The organism is Lentzea sp. NPDC037011 (assembly GCF_055607425.1).
Map to the genome: position 1 here is coordinate 38,985 of NZ_JBVJRT010000021.1, position 20,744 is coordinate 59,728.

Sequence of the window (20,744 nt, forward strand, 5' to 3'; positions counted from 1 at the left end):
AGCTATTTCGCGCTTTCCTCCTGGGAGAACCGGCGCAGCGTTCGGTTCGTCGTCGCGAAGACGGTCAACAATGCCGTGCCCACCGTGCACGTGAGAATGGCCTGCGTCGGTGTCAGGAAGTCCACGAGCAGGCCGCCGACCGCGGGGCCGGCGATCGCCGCGACGCCCAGTGCCACGCCCATCACGCTGCTGAGCCTGCCGCGCAGCTCGTCGGGCGTGAGCAGCAGCTGGTAGGTGGTGATGGTGGTGTTGGCGGTGGGGGCCAGGAACGCGGCGGCCGCGAACAGCACGCCCATGGGCAGGCCGGGGTCGAGGAACAGCGCGACCGGGATCAGGGCGGTGATCACCCAGAACACGCCGACGATGGCGCGGTGCGGGCGCAGGGTGCGGTGCAGCCGCGGGGCCACCAGGGCGCCGAGGATGCCGCCGACGCCGAGCATCGCGCCCATGAGGCCGATCTGGCCCGCGGGCACGCCCTCCTGGTGGGCGATGGCGATCATCAGCAGGTAGAACGCCTGGAAGAACAGGTTGAGGCCCACCGCGCAGAACGCCACCACGCGCACCACCGGCTGGGTCCACACCCAGCGCAGGCCCTCGGCGACCTCGCGGTGGAACCGGCCCAGGGGTGCGGGTTCCCGTTGACGTGGCGGGACGCGGACGAACAGCAGCGCCAGGAACGTGGCCACGTGGGTCACCGCCTCCACCGCGAACGGGAGCCAGCGGCCCAGGCCGAACAGCACGCCGCCCAGCGCGGTGCCGGAGAGCTGGCCGAGGTAGCCGCGGGCGGTGTTCATCGCGACGGCGTCGGAGAGGTGGCGTTCGGCCACGATGGCGGGCAGCACGGCGTCCTCGGCCGGTTCTGACAGTGCGCGGCAGACGCCGAGCACGATCACCACCAGCACGACGTGTTCGACGCCGACCGCCTGCCACCACAGGGCGGCGACCAGGAACGCCACGGCGAGGGCCTGCACGGCCTCGCAGATCAGCATCACCGTTCTGCGGTTCCAGCGGTCGACCAGTGCCCCCGCGGGCAGGCCGACGACGAGCTGGGCCGCGGCGGAGGCGCCGAGGACGAAGCCGGAGGTCGCCGCCGAGTCGGTGAGGGTCAGGACGAGCAGGGGCAGCGCGATGACCGACGCGCTCGCCCCCGCCTCGGAAAGCGCCTGGCCGACCCAGAGGAGCCGGTAGTTGCGGTTGCGCGACAGGGACGTGGTCATCGGGTGCTCCGGCAGTCGGCGGCGATGCCGCGCAGGGCTTCGAGGAAGTCCTCCGCGACGCGGCGCACGGTGGTCTCGTCGTGCCGGTCGGGTTGGTGGTGCCAGGTGAAGCGGAGCTCGCCGCCCGCGACACCGCCGACGATCTCCAGCAGGTGCGGTCCGCGGTCGGCCGGGGAGCTGTCCTGCCCGATCGCGTCGAGGACGGTCCGGAACAGACCGCCGTCGGCCTGGTCCGCGGTGCTGCCGGACTGGCCGAGGTAGTTGAACACCACCTGCGGACCCTGACCGGCGAGACGGTCCCCTGCTCCCAGGTTTTTCAGCGCGCCGAAGCCGAAACCGTTGCCCGGCACCGTGCGCAGCTGCCTGCGGACCGCCTTGACCACGTCGCGCCACGACGCGTCCTCGCCCGGCAGTGTCAGGCGGACCGGGTAGAGGGTGGTGAACCAGCCGACCGTGCGGGACAGGTCGGCGCCCAGAACGTCCTCGCGGCCGTGGCCCTCCATGTCCAGCGACACGGTCTGTTCGCCGGTGAACCGCGACAGCGCGCGGGCCAGTGCGGCGAGCAGGACGTCGTTGATCCTGGTGCGGTAGGCCGTGGGGGCGTCGTGCAGCAACGCGTCGGTGTCCGCGGCGTCGAGGACCACGTGCACCTCGCCCGGCGGTGTGCCGGGTGTGGGCTCGTCGTGGTCGACGGGCAGCGGTGCCGCGTCGAGTGCCGCCTCCCAGTGGTCGAGCTCGTGGTCGAGCGCGCCGTCGGCGACGTGCTGCGCCAAGCCGTTCGCCCAGTCGCGGAACGACGTCGACTTCGCACCCAGGTCCACGTCCTCGCCGCGGACGGCCTGCCGGTAGGCGGTGTCGAGGTCGTCGAGCAGGATGCGCCAGGACACGCCGTCGACCACGAGGTGGTGCACGGTCAGGAACAGCAGTGGTGAGGGCATGTCGTCGGCGTGGAACAGCACGACCCGGTACAGCGGGCCCGTGGCGAGGTCGAAGCTCGCGTGCGCCTCGTCGGCGATCTTCTCCAGGTGCGCCTGGCGTTCCGGCTCGGCGGTGGAGCTGAGGTCGCGGCGTTCCAGCACGGTGCCGTGCTGCACGGGGGCGTTGTGCTGGCGCCATTCGCCGTCGACGTGCTCGAAGCGCATGCGCAGCGCGTCGTGGTGCGCCACCACGGCCGCGAGTCCCTTCTCCAACGCGTCCTCGGCCACGTCCGGGGTGAGCTCCAGCAGCATGGACTGGGCGTAGTGGTGTGGCGCGAGCGTGTGCGTCTCGAAGAACCAGCGCTGGATCGGGGTGAGCGGGACGTCGCCGACGACCTCGGCGGTGTTCGCCGGCGCGGTGTCGATCTCGGTGACGAACGGCGCCAGCGCCTCGATGGTCTGGTTGCGGAACAACGACTTGGTGGTCAGGGCGAGTCCTGCCTTCCGCGCGCGGGACACCACCTGGATCACCAGGATGGAGTCACCGCCCAGCTCGAAGAAGTTGTCCCGCACCCCGACCCGGTCGGCGCCCAGCACGTCCGCCCACACCTCGGCGAGCGTGGTCTCCACCGGTGTGCGCGGTGCGACGTGCGCGGTCGTGTCGGTGATCGGTTCGGGCGCGGGCAGTGCCGCCTTGTCGAGCTTGCCGTTGGGCGTCACCGGCAGGACGGGCAGCGCCACGAACGCGGACGGCACCATGTAGGCGGGCAGGCGGTCCGTGAGGAACGCGCGCAGCTCCGCCGACCCCACCTCGCCACCGGCGACGTGGTACGCGACCAGGCGGGCGTGACCCTGGCCGGTGTCGGCGGCGATGACGGCGGCCTCGGTGACGAGCGGGTGGTGCAGGAGCGCGGACTCGACCTCGCCCGGTTCCACGCGGTGGCCGCGGATCTTGACCTGGTCGTCGATGCGGCCCAGGTACTCGACCACGCCGTCGGCGCGCCTGCGGACCAGGTCGCCGGAGCGGTACATCCGCTCCCCCGGCGCGCCGAACGGGCACGCCACGAACGCGGCCGCGGTGAGACCGGGCCGGTTGAGGTAGCCCCTGGCGAGGCCGTCGCCCGCGATGCACAGCTCACCGGGCACGCCGAGCGGCACCGGCCGCAGCTGGTCGTCCACCACGTAGAGGCGGGTGTTCCAGGCCGCGTGGCCGATCGGCACGGGTCCGGGGTCCAGTGGCGCGCCGGGTTCGACGCGGTGCTCCATGCAGCCGACGGTCGCCTCGGTGGGGCCGTACTCGTTGATCACCACGGCCGTCGGGTGCGCACGCCGCCACTCGTCCACGACCGCGCCGACGAGCTGCTCGCCGCCGACGACGAGGTCACCGGTCGGCGACAGCTGCGCCGGCACCGTGCCGAGCAGGGCCAGGTGGCTGGGCGTGGCCTTGAGGAACGCCGCCTGCTCCACCTGCGCCGCGTCCTCCTCCAGGTCGCTCACGACGATGCGGCCGCCGGCGAGCAGCGGGCCGAACAGCGTCGTGACGGTGAGGTCGAACGAGACCGGTGAGTGCAGCACCGCCGCACCGCGCAGGCCGCCGTAGACCTCGGTGGCCCAGACGAGGTAGTCGACCACCGACCGGTGCTCGACGACGACCCCCTTGGGCCGGCCGGTCGACCCGGACGTGTAGATCACGTACGCGGGGTCCCGAGTGGACAGTGGTGCGATCCGGTCGTGGTCACGGGGGTTGTCGTCCCTGCCGTCGGCGCGCAGGAGGTCCCGGTCGTCGAGCACCAGGACGGGCCGGGCGTCGTCGAGCACGAACGCGACCCGGTCCGCGGGCTGGTCGGGCTCGACCGGCACGTACGCGGCGCCCGCCTTGAGCACCGCCAGCACGGCCACGAGCAGGTCGGCGGAGCGCGGCAGGGAGATCGCGACGTACCGGCCGGGGCCGACGCCCTGCGCGATCAGACCGTGCGCCACCCGGTTGGCACGGGCGTTGAGCTGCGCGTACGTCCACGTCTCGCCGCCGTCCACCACCGCGGTGGCCTCCGGCGTCCGCACCACCTGGGCCTCGAACAGCTCCGTGATGGTGGCGTCCGGCACGGCGTGGGCCGTGTCGTTCCACTCGTGCAGCACGGCCCGCTGCTCGTCCTCGTCCATCAGCGGCAGGTCGGACAGCGGCCGGTCGGGGTCGGCGACGGCGGCGGTCAGCAGCACGCGCAGGTGCCCGGCCATCCGCTCGACGGTCGCGAGGTCGAACAGGTCGGTGTTGTAGTTGACCGCCGCGTGCAGGGCGTCGGAGTCCTCCTGGAACTCCCAGGTGAGGTCGAAGTTGGCCGCCACCACGGGCAGCGGCAGGTCTTCAACCTGCAGACCGGGCAGGTCCGGTGCGGCGTCGGGGGTGTTCTGCAGGATCACCATCGCCTGGAACAGCGGGGTGCGGCTGGTGTCGCGCTCGGGCCGCAGCTCGTCGACCACGCGCTCGAACGGCACGTCCTGGTGGGCGAACGCGTCCAGCACACCACCGCGGACCTGTCCGAGGAACTCGCGGAACGTGGTCGCGCCGTCCACTGTGGAGCGCAGCACCAGCGTGTTGACGAAGAACCCGACGAGGCCCTCCAGCTCGGCGCGGTCGCGGCCGGAGGCCACCGTGCCGACCGCGATGTCGTCCTGCCGCGACCAGCGGGCGAACAGCACCTGGCACGCGGCGACCAGCGCCATGAACAGGGTGCCGTCCTGGTGCCGCGCAAGCGCCTTGAGCTTGTCGGCGACCTCGACGGGCAGGCTGAACAGGTGCACCGCGCCGTGGTTCGTGCGCTCCGCCGGGCGGGGCCGGTCGGTCGGCAGCTCCAGCGGGGGGACGCCGGCGAGCCGGTCCCGCCAGAACGCGAGCTGCTCGTCCAGCAACGCCCCGGTGAGCCGGTCGCGCTGCCAGGCCGCGTAGTCCGCGTACTGGATCGGCAGGTCGGGCAGCGTGCCGCCGCGGTAGAGGTGGTTGAGCTCGCTGGTCAGCACGCCGTTGGACCAGCCGTCGGTCACGATGTGGTGCGCCAGCAGCAGGAGCACGTGGTCGTCGTCGGCGACGCGCAGCAGCAGCGGGCGCAGCAGCGGGCCGCGGGAGAGGTCGAACGGCCGGGTGCACTCGCGGGCGAGCACCTCGTCGAGGTTGTCCGGGACGTCGAGCACCGGCACCTCGACGACGTGCGGCGGGTGCACGACCTGGACGCCGTGGCCGTCCACGCCGTCGAAGGTGGTGCGCAACGACTCGTGCCGCGCCACCAACGCGGTCAGCGCCCTGTTCAGCGCGCCGACGTCGAGGTGACCGCGCAGCCGCAGGATCGACGGCGACAGGTAGTCGGTGCTCTCCGGTTCGAACTGGTCGAGGAACCACAGCCGCTGCTGCGCGAACGACAGCGGCAACGCGCCGTTGCGCGGCGTCCGCGGGATGACGTCCTCGGCCGCACCCGTCCCGGCTCCGATCTCCTCGACCAGCCGGGCGACGGTGGGCGAGGTGAAGAGCACCCGCGGCGACACCGGTGCGTCGAGCTCGGCGCGCAGCCGGGACACGACCCGGATGCTGAGGATGGAGTCGCCGCCGAGCTCGAAGAAGTTGTCGTCGAGCCCGACCCGCGGCACGCCCAGCACGTCGGCCCAGATGCGGCAGACGTGTTCCTCGGCCGGGGTGCGCGGGGCGCGGTACGCCGAGGCGGCGGCCTGGAGGTCCGGTGCGGGCAGGGCGCGGCGGTCGACCTTGCCGTTGGCGTTGAGGGGGATCGAGTCGAGCTCGACGAACGCGGAGGGCACCAGGTAGTCGGGCAGCCGCTCGGCCAGCCACGTGCGCAGGTCGGTCGCGGCGCCGGTGACGTAGGCGACGAGCCGTTGGTGCCCGTCGACCGCACGGGCGACCACCACGGCTTCGCGCACGCCGGGGTGCTGGGACAGCACGGCCTCGACCTCGCCGGGTTCGACCCGGTGGCCGCGGATCTTGACCTGGTCGTCGGTGCGGCCGAGGTAGTCCAGGGTGCCGTCGGGCAGCCACCGCGCCCGGTCACCGGTGCTGTACATCCGCTCCCCCGGCTCGCCGAACGGGTCGGCGAGGAACCGGTCCGCGGTCAGGCCGGGCCGGCCGAGGTAGCCGCGGGCGAGCTGGTCGCCGGCCAGGAACAGCTCTCCCGGCACGCCGACGGGCACCGGCCGCAGCTGCTCGTCCAGCACGTAGGCGCGCACGTTGCGCAACGGCCGGCCGACCGCGACCGGAGCGCCGGTCGTGATCCGGCAGGACAGCGCGTCCACAGTGGACTCGGTCGGGCCGTAGAAGTTGTAGCTCGCGACCCCGGGGACGTCGGCCAGCCGCCGCCACAGGTCGTCGCCGATCGCCTCTCCGCCCAGCATCAGCACCTGCGGGCGGTGCTCACCGTCGAGCAGGCCGGCCTCCAGCAGCTGGCGGGCGTAGGACGGCGTGAGGTCCAGGAAGCCGATGCGCTGGTCCACGACGTACCGCACCAGTGCGGGCGGGTCGAGTCGCACGTCCTCGTCCAGGACGTGCAGCTCGTGGCCGTCCGCCATCAGCACGATGCCTTCGAGCGACGTGTCGAACGAGAACACCGCCGACAACGCCACCCGCAACCGCTTGCCGGCGGCGAAGTCCTCGCGGTGGTTCACCAGCAGGTTCACCAGGCTGCCGTGCTCGACCACCACGCCCTTGGGGCGGCCGGAGGAGCCGGAGGTGTAGATGACGTAGGCGGCGTGGTCGCGGCGCACCGGTGCCAGGTTCGAGGTGTCCTGGTCGTCGGCGTCGGGCAGCGCGTCGCGCACCACGAGCACCGGATCGGCGTCCTGCACCAGGAACTCCACCCGGTCCGCCGGCAGCGACGGGTCGACCGGCAGGTACACACCACCGGCCTTCCAGATCGCCAGCAGCGCGACCACGAACTCCACGGACCGCGGCAACGACAACGCCACCAGCCGCTCCGGGCCGACACCCGAGGCCGCGAAGGCTCGGGCCACCCGGTTCGCCCACGCGTTCAGCTCCGCGAACGACAGCGACCGGTCGCCGACGACCAGTGCGGTGGCGTCCGGGGTGGCACGCACCTGGTCCTCGAACACCTCGACCACCGAGGCCGCGGTCACCTCACCGGCCGTGGCGTTCCACTCCACGAGCACCTGGTGCCGCTCGTCGCCGGTCATCAGCGGCAGCTCGCCGAGCGACCGGTGCGGGTCGGCCGCGATGCCTTCCAGCACCGACGCGAGCCGCGCGGCGAGGCGTTCGACGGTGCCGGTGTCGAAGAGACGCGGGTCGTAGTCCAGCTCCAGGCGCAGCCGGTCGCCGAGGTTGGCGCTGAGGGCCAGCGGGAAGCTGGTCGTGTCGGCGCCCTCGACCTCCAGCACCCGCACGACCTGGGCGTCGTCGAGCAGCTCGTCGATCGGGTAGTTCTCGAACACCACGGCGCTGTCGAACAACGCCGAACCGGCGGGCACGTCGCTCCACGACCGCAGGTCGGCCAGCGACACGAAGTCGAACCGCCGCGACTCGGTCTGCGCGGCCTGCACGTCCCGCAGCCACGGCAGCACCGCGGCGGCCGGGTCGACCTGGACGCGGGTGGGAACGGTGTTGATGAACATGCCCACCATGGACCCGATGCCCGGCAGTTCCGCCGGACGTCCCGAGACCGTGGTGCCGAACACGACGTCGGGCTCACCACTGTAGCGCGCCAGCAGCAACGCCCACGCGCCCTGCACCACCGTGTTGGCGGTCAGGCCGGCGGCGCGGGCGACCCGGTTCAGCGCGGCCGACCGGTCGGCGTCCAGTTCGACGTGGACGGACGCGCTGGACTCGGCGCGGTGGGCTTGGACGGGTGACCGGTCGTAGGGCAACGGGGTTGGTGACTCGACGCCGGCGAGGACCTGCCGCCAGTGCTGTTCGGCCGCGGCGGTGTCCTGGTCGGCCAGCCACCGCAGGTAGTCGCGGAACGGCCGGCGCGGCGGGAGCTCGGGTTCCGCTCCGCGGGCGAGGGCGGTGTACTGCTCGCACACCTCGGCCAGCACCTGCGCGAAGCTCCACCCGTCGAGCAGGACGTGGTGGGCGGTCCAGAACAGCACGACCTCGTCGTCGGTGAGCCGTGCGATGGCCAGGCGCAGCAACGGTGGCGTGGTGAGGTCGAGCTCCTCGCCGCCGACCGCGGTGTCGTGCTCCTCGACGGGCAGGTGGCGCCAGTCGTGCACGGTGATCGGCACGTCGACCCGGTGCCGCACGACCTGCACGGGGGTTTCGACGCCCTCCCACACCACGCCGCCGCGCAGCACCGGTGTGCGGTCCACGACCCGGCGGCAGGCCTCGGCCAGCGCGTCCGGGTCGGTCACCCCGGACAGCCGCAGCCGGAACCGGTTCGAGTACGCCGTCGAGGTGTCGTCCACGAGCGTGTGGAACAGCATCCCGGTCTGCAACGGCGTCAGCGGGTAGACATCCTCCACCTCGGCGCCGGTGCCGACCAGCCGGTCCACCGCCGCCTGGTCGAGTCGTGCCAGCGGGAAGTCCGACGGCGTGCGGCCACCGGCACCCGGCTCGGCGCAGTGCTCGACGATCTCCGCCAGCCCGTGCACCACGGCCTCGGCCACGGTCCGCACGGTCGACTCGTCGTGCAGGTGCTCGGAGTAGAACCAGGACAGCACCAGTTCGCCGTCCTCGACACCGCCGACGACGTCGAGCTGGAACGGCCGGGTGCTGTCGGCGGCCGCGTCGGCTCCCCTGTCCTCCAGCCGGCCGCGGACCAGACCTTCCCCGGCAGCCGCCACGTCGAACCGGCCGTGGTAGTTGAAGCTGACCGGCGGCAACGCCGATCCGGCCAGGGAGCTCGCGCGGAGCTGGCGCAGCGCCTCGAACCCGAAGCCGCGGCCGGGCACGGCCCGCAGCTGTTCCTTGACCGACTTGAGGGCGGCACCCCAGTCGCCGGCGGGCACGGTGAGCGCGACCGGGTACTGCGTGGTGAACCAGCCGACCGTGCGGGAGATGTCGGCGCCGTCGAGGACGTCCTCGCGGCCGTGGCCCTCCATCGTCACGGCGACGCGGTCCCGTCCGGTCCACGCCGACAACGCCCGGCCGAGCGCGCTGAGCAGCACGTCGTTGACCTGCGTGCGGTAGACGTCCGGGACGCGGTGCAGCAGGGCGTCGGTGTGCTCGCGGTCCAGCCGCACCGACACCACGCGCGTGGAGCCCGCGGTGTTGGGGCCGTCGCGGTCCACCGGCACGTCACCGGGCACGTCGAGCGCGGCGGTCCAGTGCGGCAGCTCGCCGTCGAACGCACCCGACCGCACGTGCTCGGCCAGCCGGTGCGCCCACTGGGTGAACCGGGTGCCGACCGGGTCGAGGGCGATCCGCTGTCCCGCAAGCGCTTGGCGGTACGCGGTCTCCAGGTCGCCGAGCACGATCCGCCAGGACACGCCGTCCATGACGAGGTGGTGGACCACCAGGCTCAACCGCTTGCCGGAGAACAACAACGCGCGCACGACCGGACCGTGCTCGATGTCCAGTCCGGCCTGGGCGGCCGTGACGAGCGCTTCTTCCTCCACTGTGGACACGTCGTGGCCCTCCAGCTCGACCACGGTGTCGGCCGCGTCCTGGACCCACTCGCCGTCCACGCGGGTGAAGCGGGTGCGCAGACCCTCGTGGTGCGCCACGACCGCGGTCAGGGCTCGTGCCAGCGCGCCGGTGTCGGCGTCGTCGGTCAGCTCCAGGTGCGCGGACATGGTGAAGTGGTGCGGGGCATCGCCGCGGGAGTCGAGGTACCAGCGCTGGATCGGCGTGAGCGGCGCCGGGCCGGCGATCTCCGGGAGCGCGGTCTTCTGCCCGCTCGTGCGGACGACGGTCGCCAGCTCGGCGATGGTCTGGTGGGTGAACAGGTCCTTGGTGACCAGCTCCAGGCCGGCCTGGCGGGCCTTGGACACGACCTGGATGCTCAGGATCGAGTCGCCGCCGAGGCCGAAGAAGTTGTCGTGCACGCCGACGCGCTCCACGTGCAGCGCCTCGGCCCAGACCCGGGCCAGCTCCCGTTCCACGGTGGTGCGCGGTGCCACGTGGTCCTGCGAGCCCGCGGCGTCGGGGGCGGGCAGGGCGCGGCGGTCGACCTTGCCGCTGTCGGTGGTGGGCAGCTCGTCGAGCAGCACGAACAACGAGGGCACCAGGTGGTCGGGCAGCTGCCGCTTCAGCTGCGCGCGCAGCGAGTCCGCGTCGGCCGCACCGACGACGTAGCCGACGAGTCGGTGGGTGCCGGGTTCGAACTCCTGGGCCACGACCACGGCCTCCGCCACGCCGGGCAGGCCGGCCAGTGCGGCCTCGACCTCGCCGGGTTCGACGCGGTAGCCGCGGATCTTGACCTGGTCGTCGGCGCGGCCGCGGTACTCCAGCACGCCGTCGGCGGTCCAGCGGACCAGGTCGCCGGTGCGGTACATCCGGCTGCCGGGCGGCCCGAACGGGTCGGCGACGAACCGGTCCGCGGTCAGGCCGGGCCGGTGCAGGTAGCCGCGGGTCACCTGGTCACCGGCCAGGTGCAGCTCACCGGGCACGCCGACCGGCTGGGGGCGCAGCCCGTCGTCGAGAACGTAGGCGCGCAGGCCCTGCCCCGGCGTGCCGATCACCGGCCGGTCGCGGTCGGTGACCTCCGTCCAGACCGAGTCGACCGTGCACTCGGTGGGGCCGTAGAGGTTGACCGCGGTGACGCCGTCGGCCTCGGCCAGCGCGCGCCACAGCGGTTCGCTGATGGCCTCACCGCCCAGTGCGAGCAGCAGCGGCCGTTCGAGCACGCCTTCCGGCAGGAGCTGGTGCAGGTAGGACGGGGTGCAGCTGAGGAAGTCGATGCCGTGCAGGGCGATGTGCTCGACGACGGCCCGCGGGTCGAGCCGGACGTCGTCGTCGAGCAGGTGCAGCTCGTGGCCGCCGGCGAGCAGGAGCAGGCCCTCCCAGGAGGCGTCGAAGGTGTAGGCGGCGGTGGCGATGCCGCGCAGCACCGTGCCGTCCTGGGGCAGCAGGCGGGCGTGGTGGTCGGCGACGAGCGCGGCGAGGTTGCGGTGCTCGACGACGACGCCCTTGGGGCGGCCGGTGGAGCCGGAGGTGTAGATGACGTACGCGGCGTGCTCCGGGCGCAGCGGTGCCGTGCGGTCGGCGTCGGTGGGGTCGGTCGCGGGGCGCGCGGCCACGGCGGGGTCGTCGAGCCGCACGTGCGGCAGGTCGCCGCCGATGTCGGTCCCGGCCACCACGAGCACGGGCCGGGCGTCGTCGAGCACGAACGCGATGCGCTCCGCGGGGTGCTCGGGGTCGACCGGCAGGTACGCGCCACCGGCCTTGAGCACGGCGAGGATCGCGAGCACCAGCTCGGCGGAGCGGGGCAGCGCCAGTGCCACCACGGACTCCGGCCCGACGCCCGCGGCGATCAGGTGGTGGGCGATCCGGTTGGCGTCGGCGTTGAGCTCGGCGAAGGTCCACGACCGGAGGCCGTCGACCAGCGCGGTCGCGTCCGGGGTGCGGACGGCGCGGTCCTGGAAGACCTCGTGGTAGGCCGGTGCCGGGCCGGCGGTGCCGGTGTCGTTCCACCGCTCCAGCACGTCGAGCAGCTCGTCGTCGGTGAGCAGCGGCAGGTCGGCCACGGGGAGGCCGGGTTCGGCGGTCGCGCCGTCGAGCAGCACGCCGACGTGCGCGACGAGCCGTTCGGCCGTGGAGGTGTCGAACAGCGCGGTGTCGTAGGTGAGCACCGCCTCCAGCCGGCCGTCGACCTCCTGGAACTGGAACGACACGTCGAAACCGGCCGCGACCGACGGCGGCGGCAGCTCCTCGACGCGCAGGCCGGGCAGGCGCGGTTCGTCGCCGCCGGTGTTCTGCAGCACGACCATCGCCTGGAACAGCGGGGTGCGGCTGGGGTCGCGCACGGGGTGGACCTCGTCCACGACCCGTTCGAACGGCACGTCCTGGTGGGCGAAGGCGTCCAGGACGGTCTCCCGCACCTGGCCGAGCAGCTGCCCGAAGCCCTGGCGCGGGTCCACGTCGCTGCGCAGCACCAGCGTGTTGACGAAGAACCCGACCAGGCCCTCCAGCTCGGTGCGGTCGCGGCCGGAGACGACGGTGCCGACGGCGACGTCGCGTTGCCCCGACCACCGGGCGAACACCGCCTGGCAGGCGGCGACCAGTGCCATGAACAGCGTGCCGTCGTGCTCGCGGGCCAGCGCCCTGAGCCGTTCGGTGACCTCGGTGGGCACCTGGAAGTGCACCAGCGCGCCCTGCTTGCCGCGAACGGCGGGGCGGGGCCGGTCGGTGGGCAGTTCCAGCGGCCGCACGCCGTCGAGCGCGTGCCGCCAGTGCGCCAGGTGCTCCCGCAACACCTCCTCGGTCGCGGCGGTGCGCTGCCACACCGCGAAGTCGGCGTACTGCACGGGCAGGTCGGGCAGCTTCGCGTCCCGGCCGCACGTCGCGGCCTCGTAGCAGGCGCCCAGCTCGCCGAGCAGCACGCCGTTGGACCAGCCGTCGGTGACGATGTGGTGCAGCACCAGGGAGAGCACGTGGTCGTCCGCACCGAGCCGCGCGAGCAGCACCCGCACCAGCGGGCCGTGCCGCAGGTCCAGCGGCGTGGTCGTCTCGCGGGTCAGCACGTCGGCCAGCTCGTCCTCGGTCACGTCGACCACCGGCACCTCGACGGGCTGGGGCGGGTGCACGACCTGCACACCGCGCCCGTCGACCGTCTCGAACGTGGTGCGCAACGACTCGTGCCGCGCGACCAGCGCGGTGAGCGCCGCGGCCAGCGCGCCGACGTCCAGGGGTCCGCGCAGCCGCAGGATCGACGGCGACAGGTACTCGACGCCGCCGGGTTCGAACTCATCGAGGAACCACAGCCGCTGCTGCGCGAACGACAACGGCAGACCGCCGTCGCGCGGCACCACGGGGATCTCGGCCAGCCGCGCCTGCGCCGACTCCGCGACCAGCGCGGCGATCCCCGCGACAGTCGGGTGGCTGAACAGGGCCCGCGGCGACATCTCCACGTCGAACGCGGCCCGCAGCCGGGAGATCACCCGGATGCTGAGGATGGAGTCGCCGCCGAGCTCGAAGAAGTTGTCCCGCACGCCGATGCCGGGCACGCCCAGCACCTCGGACCAGATGTCGGCCACGTCGCGTTCGACGTCCGTGCGCGGTGCGACGTGCTCGGTGCGGGCCTCGGTGAAGTCGGGTGCGGGCAGGGCGCGGCGGTCGACCTTGCCGTTGGCGTTGAGGGGGATCGAGTCGAGCTCGACGAACGCCGAGGGCACCAGGTAGTCGGGTAGCCGCTCGGCCAGCCACGTGCGCAGGTCGGTCGCGGCGCCGGTGACGTAGGCGACGAGCCGTTGGTGGCCGTGGTCCTGCCGGGCGATGACGACGGCCTCGCGGACGTCGGGGTGCCGGGACAGCACGGCCTCGACCTCGCCGGGCTCGATCCGGAAACCGCGGATCTTCACCTGGTCGTCGGTGCGGCCGAGGTAGTCGAGGGTGCCGTCGGCGAGCCACCGGACGCGGTCGCCGGTGCGGTACATCCGCTCCCCCGGACCGCCGAACGGGTCGGCGAGGAACCGGTCCGCGGTGAGCCCCGGCCGGTCGAGGTAGCCGCGGGCGACCTGCACCCCGGCCAGGAACAGCTCTCCCGGCACGCCGACGGGCACCGGGCGCAGGTCGTCGTCCAGGACGTGGGCGCGGGTGTTGAGCAGCGGACGTCCCACGACCGGGCGCCCGTGCCCGCTGACCCTGGCGGACAGCGCGTCCACCGTGGACTCGGTCGGGCCGTAGAAGTTGTAGCTCGCGGTGCCCTGGGCGTCCGCGAGGCGCCGCCACAGGTCCTCGCCGATCGCCTCTCCGCCCAGCATCAGCACCTGCGGACGGTGTTCGCCGTCGAGCAGGCCTGCTTCGACCAGTTGCCGTGCGTAGGACGGGGTCAGGTCGAGGAAGTCGATCCGGTGGCCGGTCACGTACCGGACGAGGGCGGGCGGGTCGAGCCGGGTGTCGTCGTCGAGGACGTGCAGCTCGTGGCCGTCGGCCATCAGCACGATGCCTTCCAGCGACGTGTCGAACGAGAAGACCGCCGACAGCGCCACCCGCAACCGCTTGCCGGCGGCGAAGTCCTCGCGGTGGTTCACCAGGAGGTTCACCAGGCTGCGGTGTTCGACCACCACGCCCTTGGGGCGCCCGGTCGAGCCGGACGTGTAGATCACGTACGCCGCGTGCTCGGGTCCCACCGGTGCGAGGTCGTCCGAGCGGTCGGCCTCGGGCAGCGCGTCGCGCACCACGAGCACCGGATCAGCGTCCTGCAGCAGGAACTCCACGCGGTCGGCGGGCAGCGTCGGGTCGACCGGCAGGTACACGCCACCGGCCTTCCAGATCGCCAGCAGCGCCACCACGAACTCCACCGACCGCGGCAGCGACAACGCCACCACGCGCTCCGGCCCCACACCGGCGGCGACGAAAGCGCGCGCCACCCGGTTCGCCCACGCGTTCAGCTCCGCGAACGACAGCGACCGCTCCCCCACCACCAGTGCGGTGGCGTCCGGCGTGGTCCTGGCTTGACTTTCGAACACCTCGACGACCGACTTCTCCGGCACGTCACGGGTGGTCGCGTTCCACTCGGTGAGGACCTGGTGGCGTTCTTCGCCGGTCATCAGCGGCAGGTCCGCCACCGGTCGCGCGGAGTCGGCGGCGATGGCGTCGACGACCAGGAGCAGGCGGTCGGCGAGGCGCCGGGCCGTGTCGGCGTCGAACAGGTGCGGGTCGTAGGCGAGGTCCAGGCGCAGCCGGTCGTCGAGGACGGCGCTGAGGGTGAGCGCGAAGGTCGTCGTGTCCCGCGCCTGCACCTCGGTCGCGCGGATGCCGCCGACCTCGGTGACGTCGTTGAGCGGGTAGTTCTCGAACACCACGGCGCTGTCGAACAACGCCGACCCCGCCGGAACGTCGCTCCACGACCGCAGGTCGGCCAGCGACACGAAGTCGAACCGCCGCGACTCGGTCTGCGCGGCCTGCACCTCCGCGAGCCAGGTCGCGACCTCGGCGTCGGGGCGCACGGACACCCGGGCCGGCACGGTGTTGATGAACAGGCCGATCATCTGCTCCACACCGGGCAGCTCGCCGGGGCGGCCGGAGACAGTCGTGCCGAACACGACGTCGGACTCACCGCTGTAGCGCGCCAGCAGCAACGCCCACGCGCCCTGCACGACGGTGTTGACCGTGAGGCCGTGGCGGCGGGCGGTGTGGCGCAGCCGGTCGGTCTGCTCGGCGGTGAGCGCGACGGGCACCGCCGTGGAGGACTCGGTGGCGTGGTCGCGGGCGGGCGGCCGGTCGTAGGGCAGGGCGGTGGGTGCGGAGAAGCCCGCCAGCACGGCACGCCAGTGGCGTTCGGCCTCGGACCGGTCCTGGGCGTCCAGCCACCGCAGGTAGTCGCGGAACGGCCGCCGCGAGACGACCTCCGGTGCGCTGCCCGCGGTGATCGCCCGGTACTGCTCGCACACCTCGGCGAACACCTGGGCGAGGCTCCAGCCGTCCAGCAGCACGTGGTGGAACGTCCAGACCAGCAGCACCTCGTCGCCGGGCAACCGGGCCAGGTCGATCCGCATCAGCGGTGCCCGGCGCAGGTCGAGGTCCTGTGCCGCCAGTGCTTCCAGCTCGCGTGCGCGGTCCTGTTCGGACAGTGAGCGCCAGTGGTGGTGCGCGGTCGGCAGGTCGACGTGCGAGCGGATCACCTGCACGGGCCGCTCGACGCCCTCCCAGACCAGCGCACCGCGCAGCACCGGCGTGCGGTCGACGACGCGCTGCCACGCGGTGGCGAGGGCCTGTTCGTCGGTGACGCCGGTCAGCCGCAGGCGCACCTGGTCGAAGTAGGCCGTGGACGACGGGTCGGCCAGGCCGTGGAAGAGCATCCCCTCCTGCAACGGCGTCAGCGGGTAGACGTCCTCGACCTCGGCACCGGTCCCGACCAGCCGGTCCACCGCGACCTGGTCCAGGTGTGCCAGCGGGAAGTCCGACGGCGTGCGGCCACCGGCACCCGGCTCGGCGCAGTGCGCCACGATCTCCGCCAGCCCGCGCACCATCGCGTCGGCGACGCCCCGCACGGTCGACTCGTCGTGCACCTGCCCGGAGTACAGCCAGGTGAGCTCGAGCCGGCCGTTCTCGACCAGCCCGACGACGTCGATCAGGTACGCGCGGGCGTTGCCGGGGGCGCTGTCGCGGCCGAGCGGGGCGCAGCGGGCCCGGACGAGCCCGTCGGCGTCGGCCGCGACGTCCCACTGGCCGTGGTAGTTGAAGCTGATCAACGGGTGCGGGTCGTCGCGCAGCGCCGCGGCCGGCGAGCCGGGGGCGGCCAGGTAGCGCAGCGCGGCGTAGCTCTGGCCGCGGCGCGGCAGTGCGCGGACCTGTTCCTTGACCGACTTGAGCACACCGCCCCAGCCACCGGCCGGGACGTGCAGAGCCAGCGGGAACTGGCTGGTGAACCAGCCGACGGTGCGGGAGATGTCGAGGTCGTCGGGCACGTCCTCGCGGCCGTGGCCCTCCAGTCCGATGAGCACGCGGTCGTGGCCGGTCCACCCGGCCAGCGCGCGGCCGAGCGCGCTGAGCAGCACGTCGTTGACCTGGGTGCGGTAGACGCCGGGCACCTGGTGCAGCAGCGCGTCGGTGTCGGCGGGGCTGAGCCGCACGGTGACCGACCGGACGTCCTCGGCGGGGTCGCCGTCGTGGTCCAGTGGGAGCTCGGCGGGGGCGGAGGCGGCGAAGCCGGTCCAGTGGTCGAGGTCGGCGTCCAGCTCACCGGCGCGCACCCGGTCGGTGAGGCGGCGGGCCCAGGTGGCGAACGCGGTGGGCACGGGCTCCAGCGCGACGGGTTCGCCGCGGACGAGCTGCTGATAGGCGGTGTCGAGGTCGGCGAGCAGCACGCGCCAGGACACGCCGTCCACGACGAGGTGGTGCACGGTCAGGAAGAGGCGGCAGCGGCCGTCGGCGAGGCGGAACAGGACGGCCCGCAGCAGGGGGCCTTCGGTGAGGTCCAGGCTCGACTGGGCGGCGAGTGCGGCCTCGTCGCAGGCGTGGTCGTCGAGGCCGGTCAGCACCTGGAGGACGCCGGTCGGCGGAGTGGGGGCGAGGTCCTGGACCCAGCGGGCGGTCCCGGGAGCGGCGTTCGCGTTGCCGGGCTGAGTGGCGTCGGGCTGGGCGTTGCAGGGCTGACCGGCGTCGTCGCGGCGGAAGCGGGCCCGCAGGGCGTCGTGGTGCGCCACCACGGCGTCCACGGCGGTGGCCAGCGCCCGTTCGTCCACCTCGGGTGCCAGCTCCACGTGCGTGGACATGGTGAAGTGGTGCGGGCTCGCGGGAGCGGTGTCGAAGAACCACTCCTGGATCGGCGTCAGCGGCGCGGGTCCGGACACCACCGCGTCCGCCACCGTGTCGGCCACCGCGGTCGCGGTCGCGGCCAGCCCGGCGACGGTGGGGTGCAGGAAGACGTCCTTGGACGACAACCGCAGACCGGCCCGGCGGGCGCGGGCGACGAGCTGGATGCTGAGGATGGAGTCGCCGCCGAGCTCGAAGAAGTTGTCCTCGATGCCCACGCGGTCGACGCGCAGCACCTCGGCCCAGACGCGCGCCAGCTCCCGTTCCACCGGCGTGGTGGGCTCGACGTGGCGGTCGGCTGCGGTGCGGGCCTCGGGTGCGGGCAGGGCGCGGCGGTCGACCTTGCCGTTGCCGCTCAACGGGAGCGCGTCCAGCACCACGAACGCCGAGGGGACCATGTAGTCGGGCAGCTCGCGGGTGAGCCACGTGCGCAGCTCGGCGTGCGCCGGGGCGGCGTCGGCCACGAGGTAGGCGACCAGCTGCTTGCGGCCGTCGTCGGTGCGGGCGACGGTGATCGACTGGGAGATGCCGGGGTGGCGCACGAGCAGGGCGTCGATCTCGCCGGTCTCGACGCGGAAGCCGCGGATCTTGACCTGGTCGTCGGTGCGGCCGACGAACTCGACCACGCCCTGCGCACGCCACCGGCCGATGTCACCGGTGCGGTACATGCGGGAGCCGGGCGGGCCGAACGGGTCGGGCACGAACCGCTCGGCGGTCAGGCCGGGCTGGCCGAGGTAGCCGCGGGCCACGCCGGCGCCCGCGAGGAACAGCTCCCCCGGCACGCCGACGGGAACCGGGCGCAGGCCTTCGTCGAGCACGTAGACGGCCATGCCGTCCAGCGGCCGGCCGATGGGGATGACGTCGGGCACGGTGTCGGTCATGGGGAACGACGTGGCGAACGTCGTGGTCTCGGTCGGGCCGTAGCCGTCGACCACGGTCAGGCCGGGGCACGCTTCGAGCACCCCGCGCACGGCCGCGGCGGGCACGACGTCACCGCCGGTCCACACCTCCCGCAGCCCGGCGAACGCGTCCGGTGCCTCCTGGGCGACGAGCCGGAACAGTCCGGCGGTCAGCCAGATCGCGGTCACACCGCGACCGGCGGCGGCCCTGATCACGTCGGCGTCGACGTCACCCGGCCGTGCCACCACGACCTGGCCGCCGCGCAACAGCGGGACCCACAGCTCGTAGGTCGAGGCGTCGAACGCCGACGGCGAGTGCAGCAGCACCCGGTCGTGCGCACCGCCCGCGAACCGGGAGTCCAGCGCCAGCGCCACGACGTCGCGGTGCCGCACGGCGACACCCTTGGGCACGCCGGTGGAGCCGGAGGTGTGCATGACGTACGCGAGCTGGTCCGGGTGCACCGCGACAGCGGGATCGGCGGCGCCGGTCCGCTCGCCGTCGAGCAGTACGGTGTGGACGGACGCGACCGCGTCCCGGTTGCGCGCATCGGTGAGCACGACCGCGATCCCGGAGTCGGCGATGACCCGCCGGGTCCGTTCGGCCGGTGCACGACCGTCGAGCGGGACGTACGCCGCGCCGGCCTTCACGATCGCCAGCTCGGCCACGACCAGGTCGGCCGACCGCTCCACGAGCAGCCCCACCGGGTCCTCCGGCCGCACACCGAGGTCGATCAGCTCCTGAGCGAGCGCGTTGGCCCGCGCGTCCAGCTCGGCGTAGGTGAGGACCTCGTCGTCGGAGAGCACGGCGGGTGCGTCCGGCGTCCGGCGCACCTGCTCGGCGAACAGGCCGGGGATCGTGGCGTCGACCGGTGCGCGGGAGGCGTCGTTCCAGCCGGTCAGCACCTGGTCGCGTTCGGCGTCCGACAGCCACGGCAGCTCGCCCAGCGGCCGGTGCGGGTCGCTCGCCAGGCCGTCGAGCAGCCGCACGAGGTGGTCGCAGAAGCGGGCGACCGTGGCGGCGTCGAACAGGTCGGTGTTGTACTCGACCACGCCGTCGAGCAGGCCGGCGCGCTCCTGGAACTCGATGGTCAGGTCGAAGATGGCGGCACGGCGGGACAACCCGACCTGCTCGACCGCCAGGCCGGGCAGCCGCGGCGGGGTGCGTTCGGCGTTCTGCAGGAGCACCATCACGTCGAACAGCGGGTTGCGGCTGACGTCGCGGTCGGTGCGCAGTGCGTCGACCACGTGCTCCAGCGGCACCTCGTCGTGGGCGTACGCCTCCTTGACGTTGTCCTTGACCTGGTCCAGGAACTCGGCGAACGTGGCACGTGAGTCCACTGTGGACCGCAGCACGACGGTGTTGACGAAGAACCCGACCAGCCGCTCCAGACCGGGGCGGCCGCGGCCGGTGGTCACGGTGCCCACGGCCACGTCGTCCTGCCCGGCGTAGCGGGCCAGCAGAGCCTGGCACCCGGCCATCAGCACGGAGAACAGGATCGTGCCGCGCTCCTGGGCGAGCGCCCGCAACGCTGCGGTGGTCGCGGCCGGCACGGTGAACGCCTGCACCGCGCCGTTCGTGGTGCGCACCGCCGGTCGCGGCCGGTCGGTGGGCAGCTCCAGCGGGGTGGTGCCGCTGAGCCGCCGCGTCCAGTGCTCGACCTGGCCGCGCAGCGCCTCACCGGAGAGCCGCTCCCGTTGCCAGGCCGCGAAGTCGGCGTACTGCAGCGGCAACGCGGGCAGCACGGCGTCCCGTCCGGCCACGGCCGCGCCGTACAGCTCGCCCAGCTCCTCGGTGAGCACGCCCATCGACCAGCCGTCGGTGACGACGTGGTGCGCGGTGACCAGCAGCACGTGCTCGTCCGGTGCCTGCCGCACCAGCACCGCCCGCACCAGCGGTCCGCGCCGCAGGTCGAACGGGCGGGAGTACTCCTCGACCAGCAGCTCGTCCAGGTCGCCGGCCGGCTCGGCCACGGGCAGGGCGAGGTCGAACGGCGGGTGCACGACCTGCACACCGACCCCGTCGACCTCGTCGAGCGTCGTGCGCAACGACTCGTGCCGCGCCACCAGACCGGTGAGCGCCGCGGTCAGCGCGGCCACGTCGAGCTGTCCGGTCAGGCGCAGCGCCAGCGCGCTGTTGTAGCCGGAACCGCCGGGCTGGAAGCGGTCGAGGAACCACAGGCGCTGCTGCGGGAACGACAGCGGCAGCGGCTGGGTCCGGTCGGCCGGTCTGATGGCGTCGGCCTGCTGCGAGCGGCCGGAGAGGCGGCGGCGCATCTGCTCCCGCAGGTGCGGGGGCAGCGCGGCGATGCGGTCCTCGATCGACGACGACATGGTGTGGTGTCTC

Annotated in this window: 2 protein-coding genes; both read right to left on the reverse strand. The window is 73.3% G+C overall.

All coding sequences use genetic code 11. The features are described 5' to 3' along the window. Nucleotides 1–2 precede the first annotated feature (2 nt). A complete protein-coding gene (locus ACZ7CH_RS38750; RefSeq protein WP_470376219.1) occupies nucleotides 3–1,217 on the reverse strand; it encodes an MFS transporter in 1,215 nt (404 codons plus the stop codon). Continuing rightward, complete coding sequence (locus tag ACZ7CH_RS38755; RefSeq protein ID WP_470376220.1) at nucleotides 1,214–20,731, reverse strand: non-ribosomal peptide synthase/polyketide synthase; 19,518 nt, start codon at nucleotides 20,729–20,731, stop codon at nucleotides 1,214–1,216. Before ACZ7CH_RS38755 ends, ACZ7CH_RS38750 begins: the two co-directional genes overlap by 4 nt. Nucleotides 20,732–20,744 lie beyond the last annotated feature (13 nt).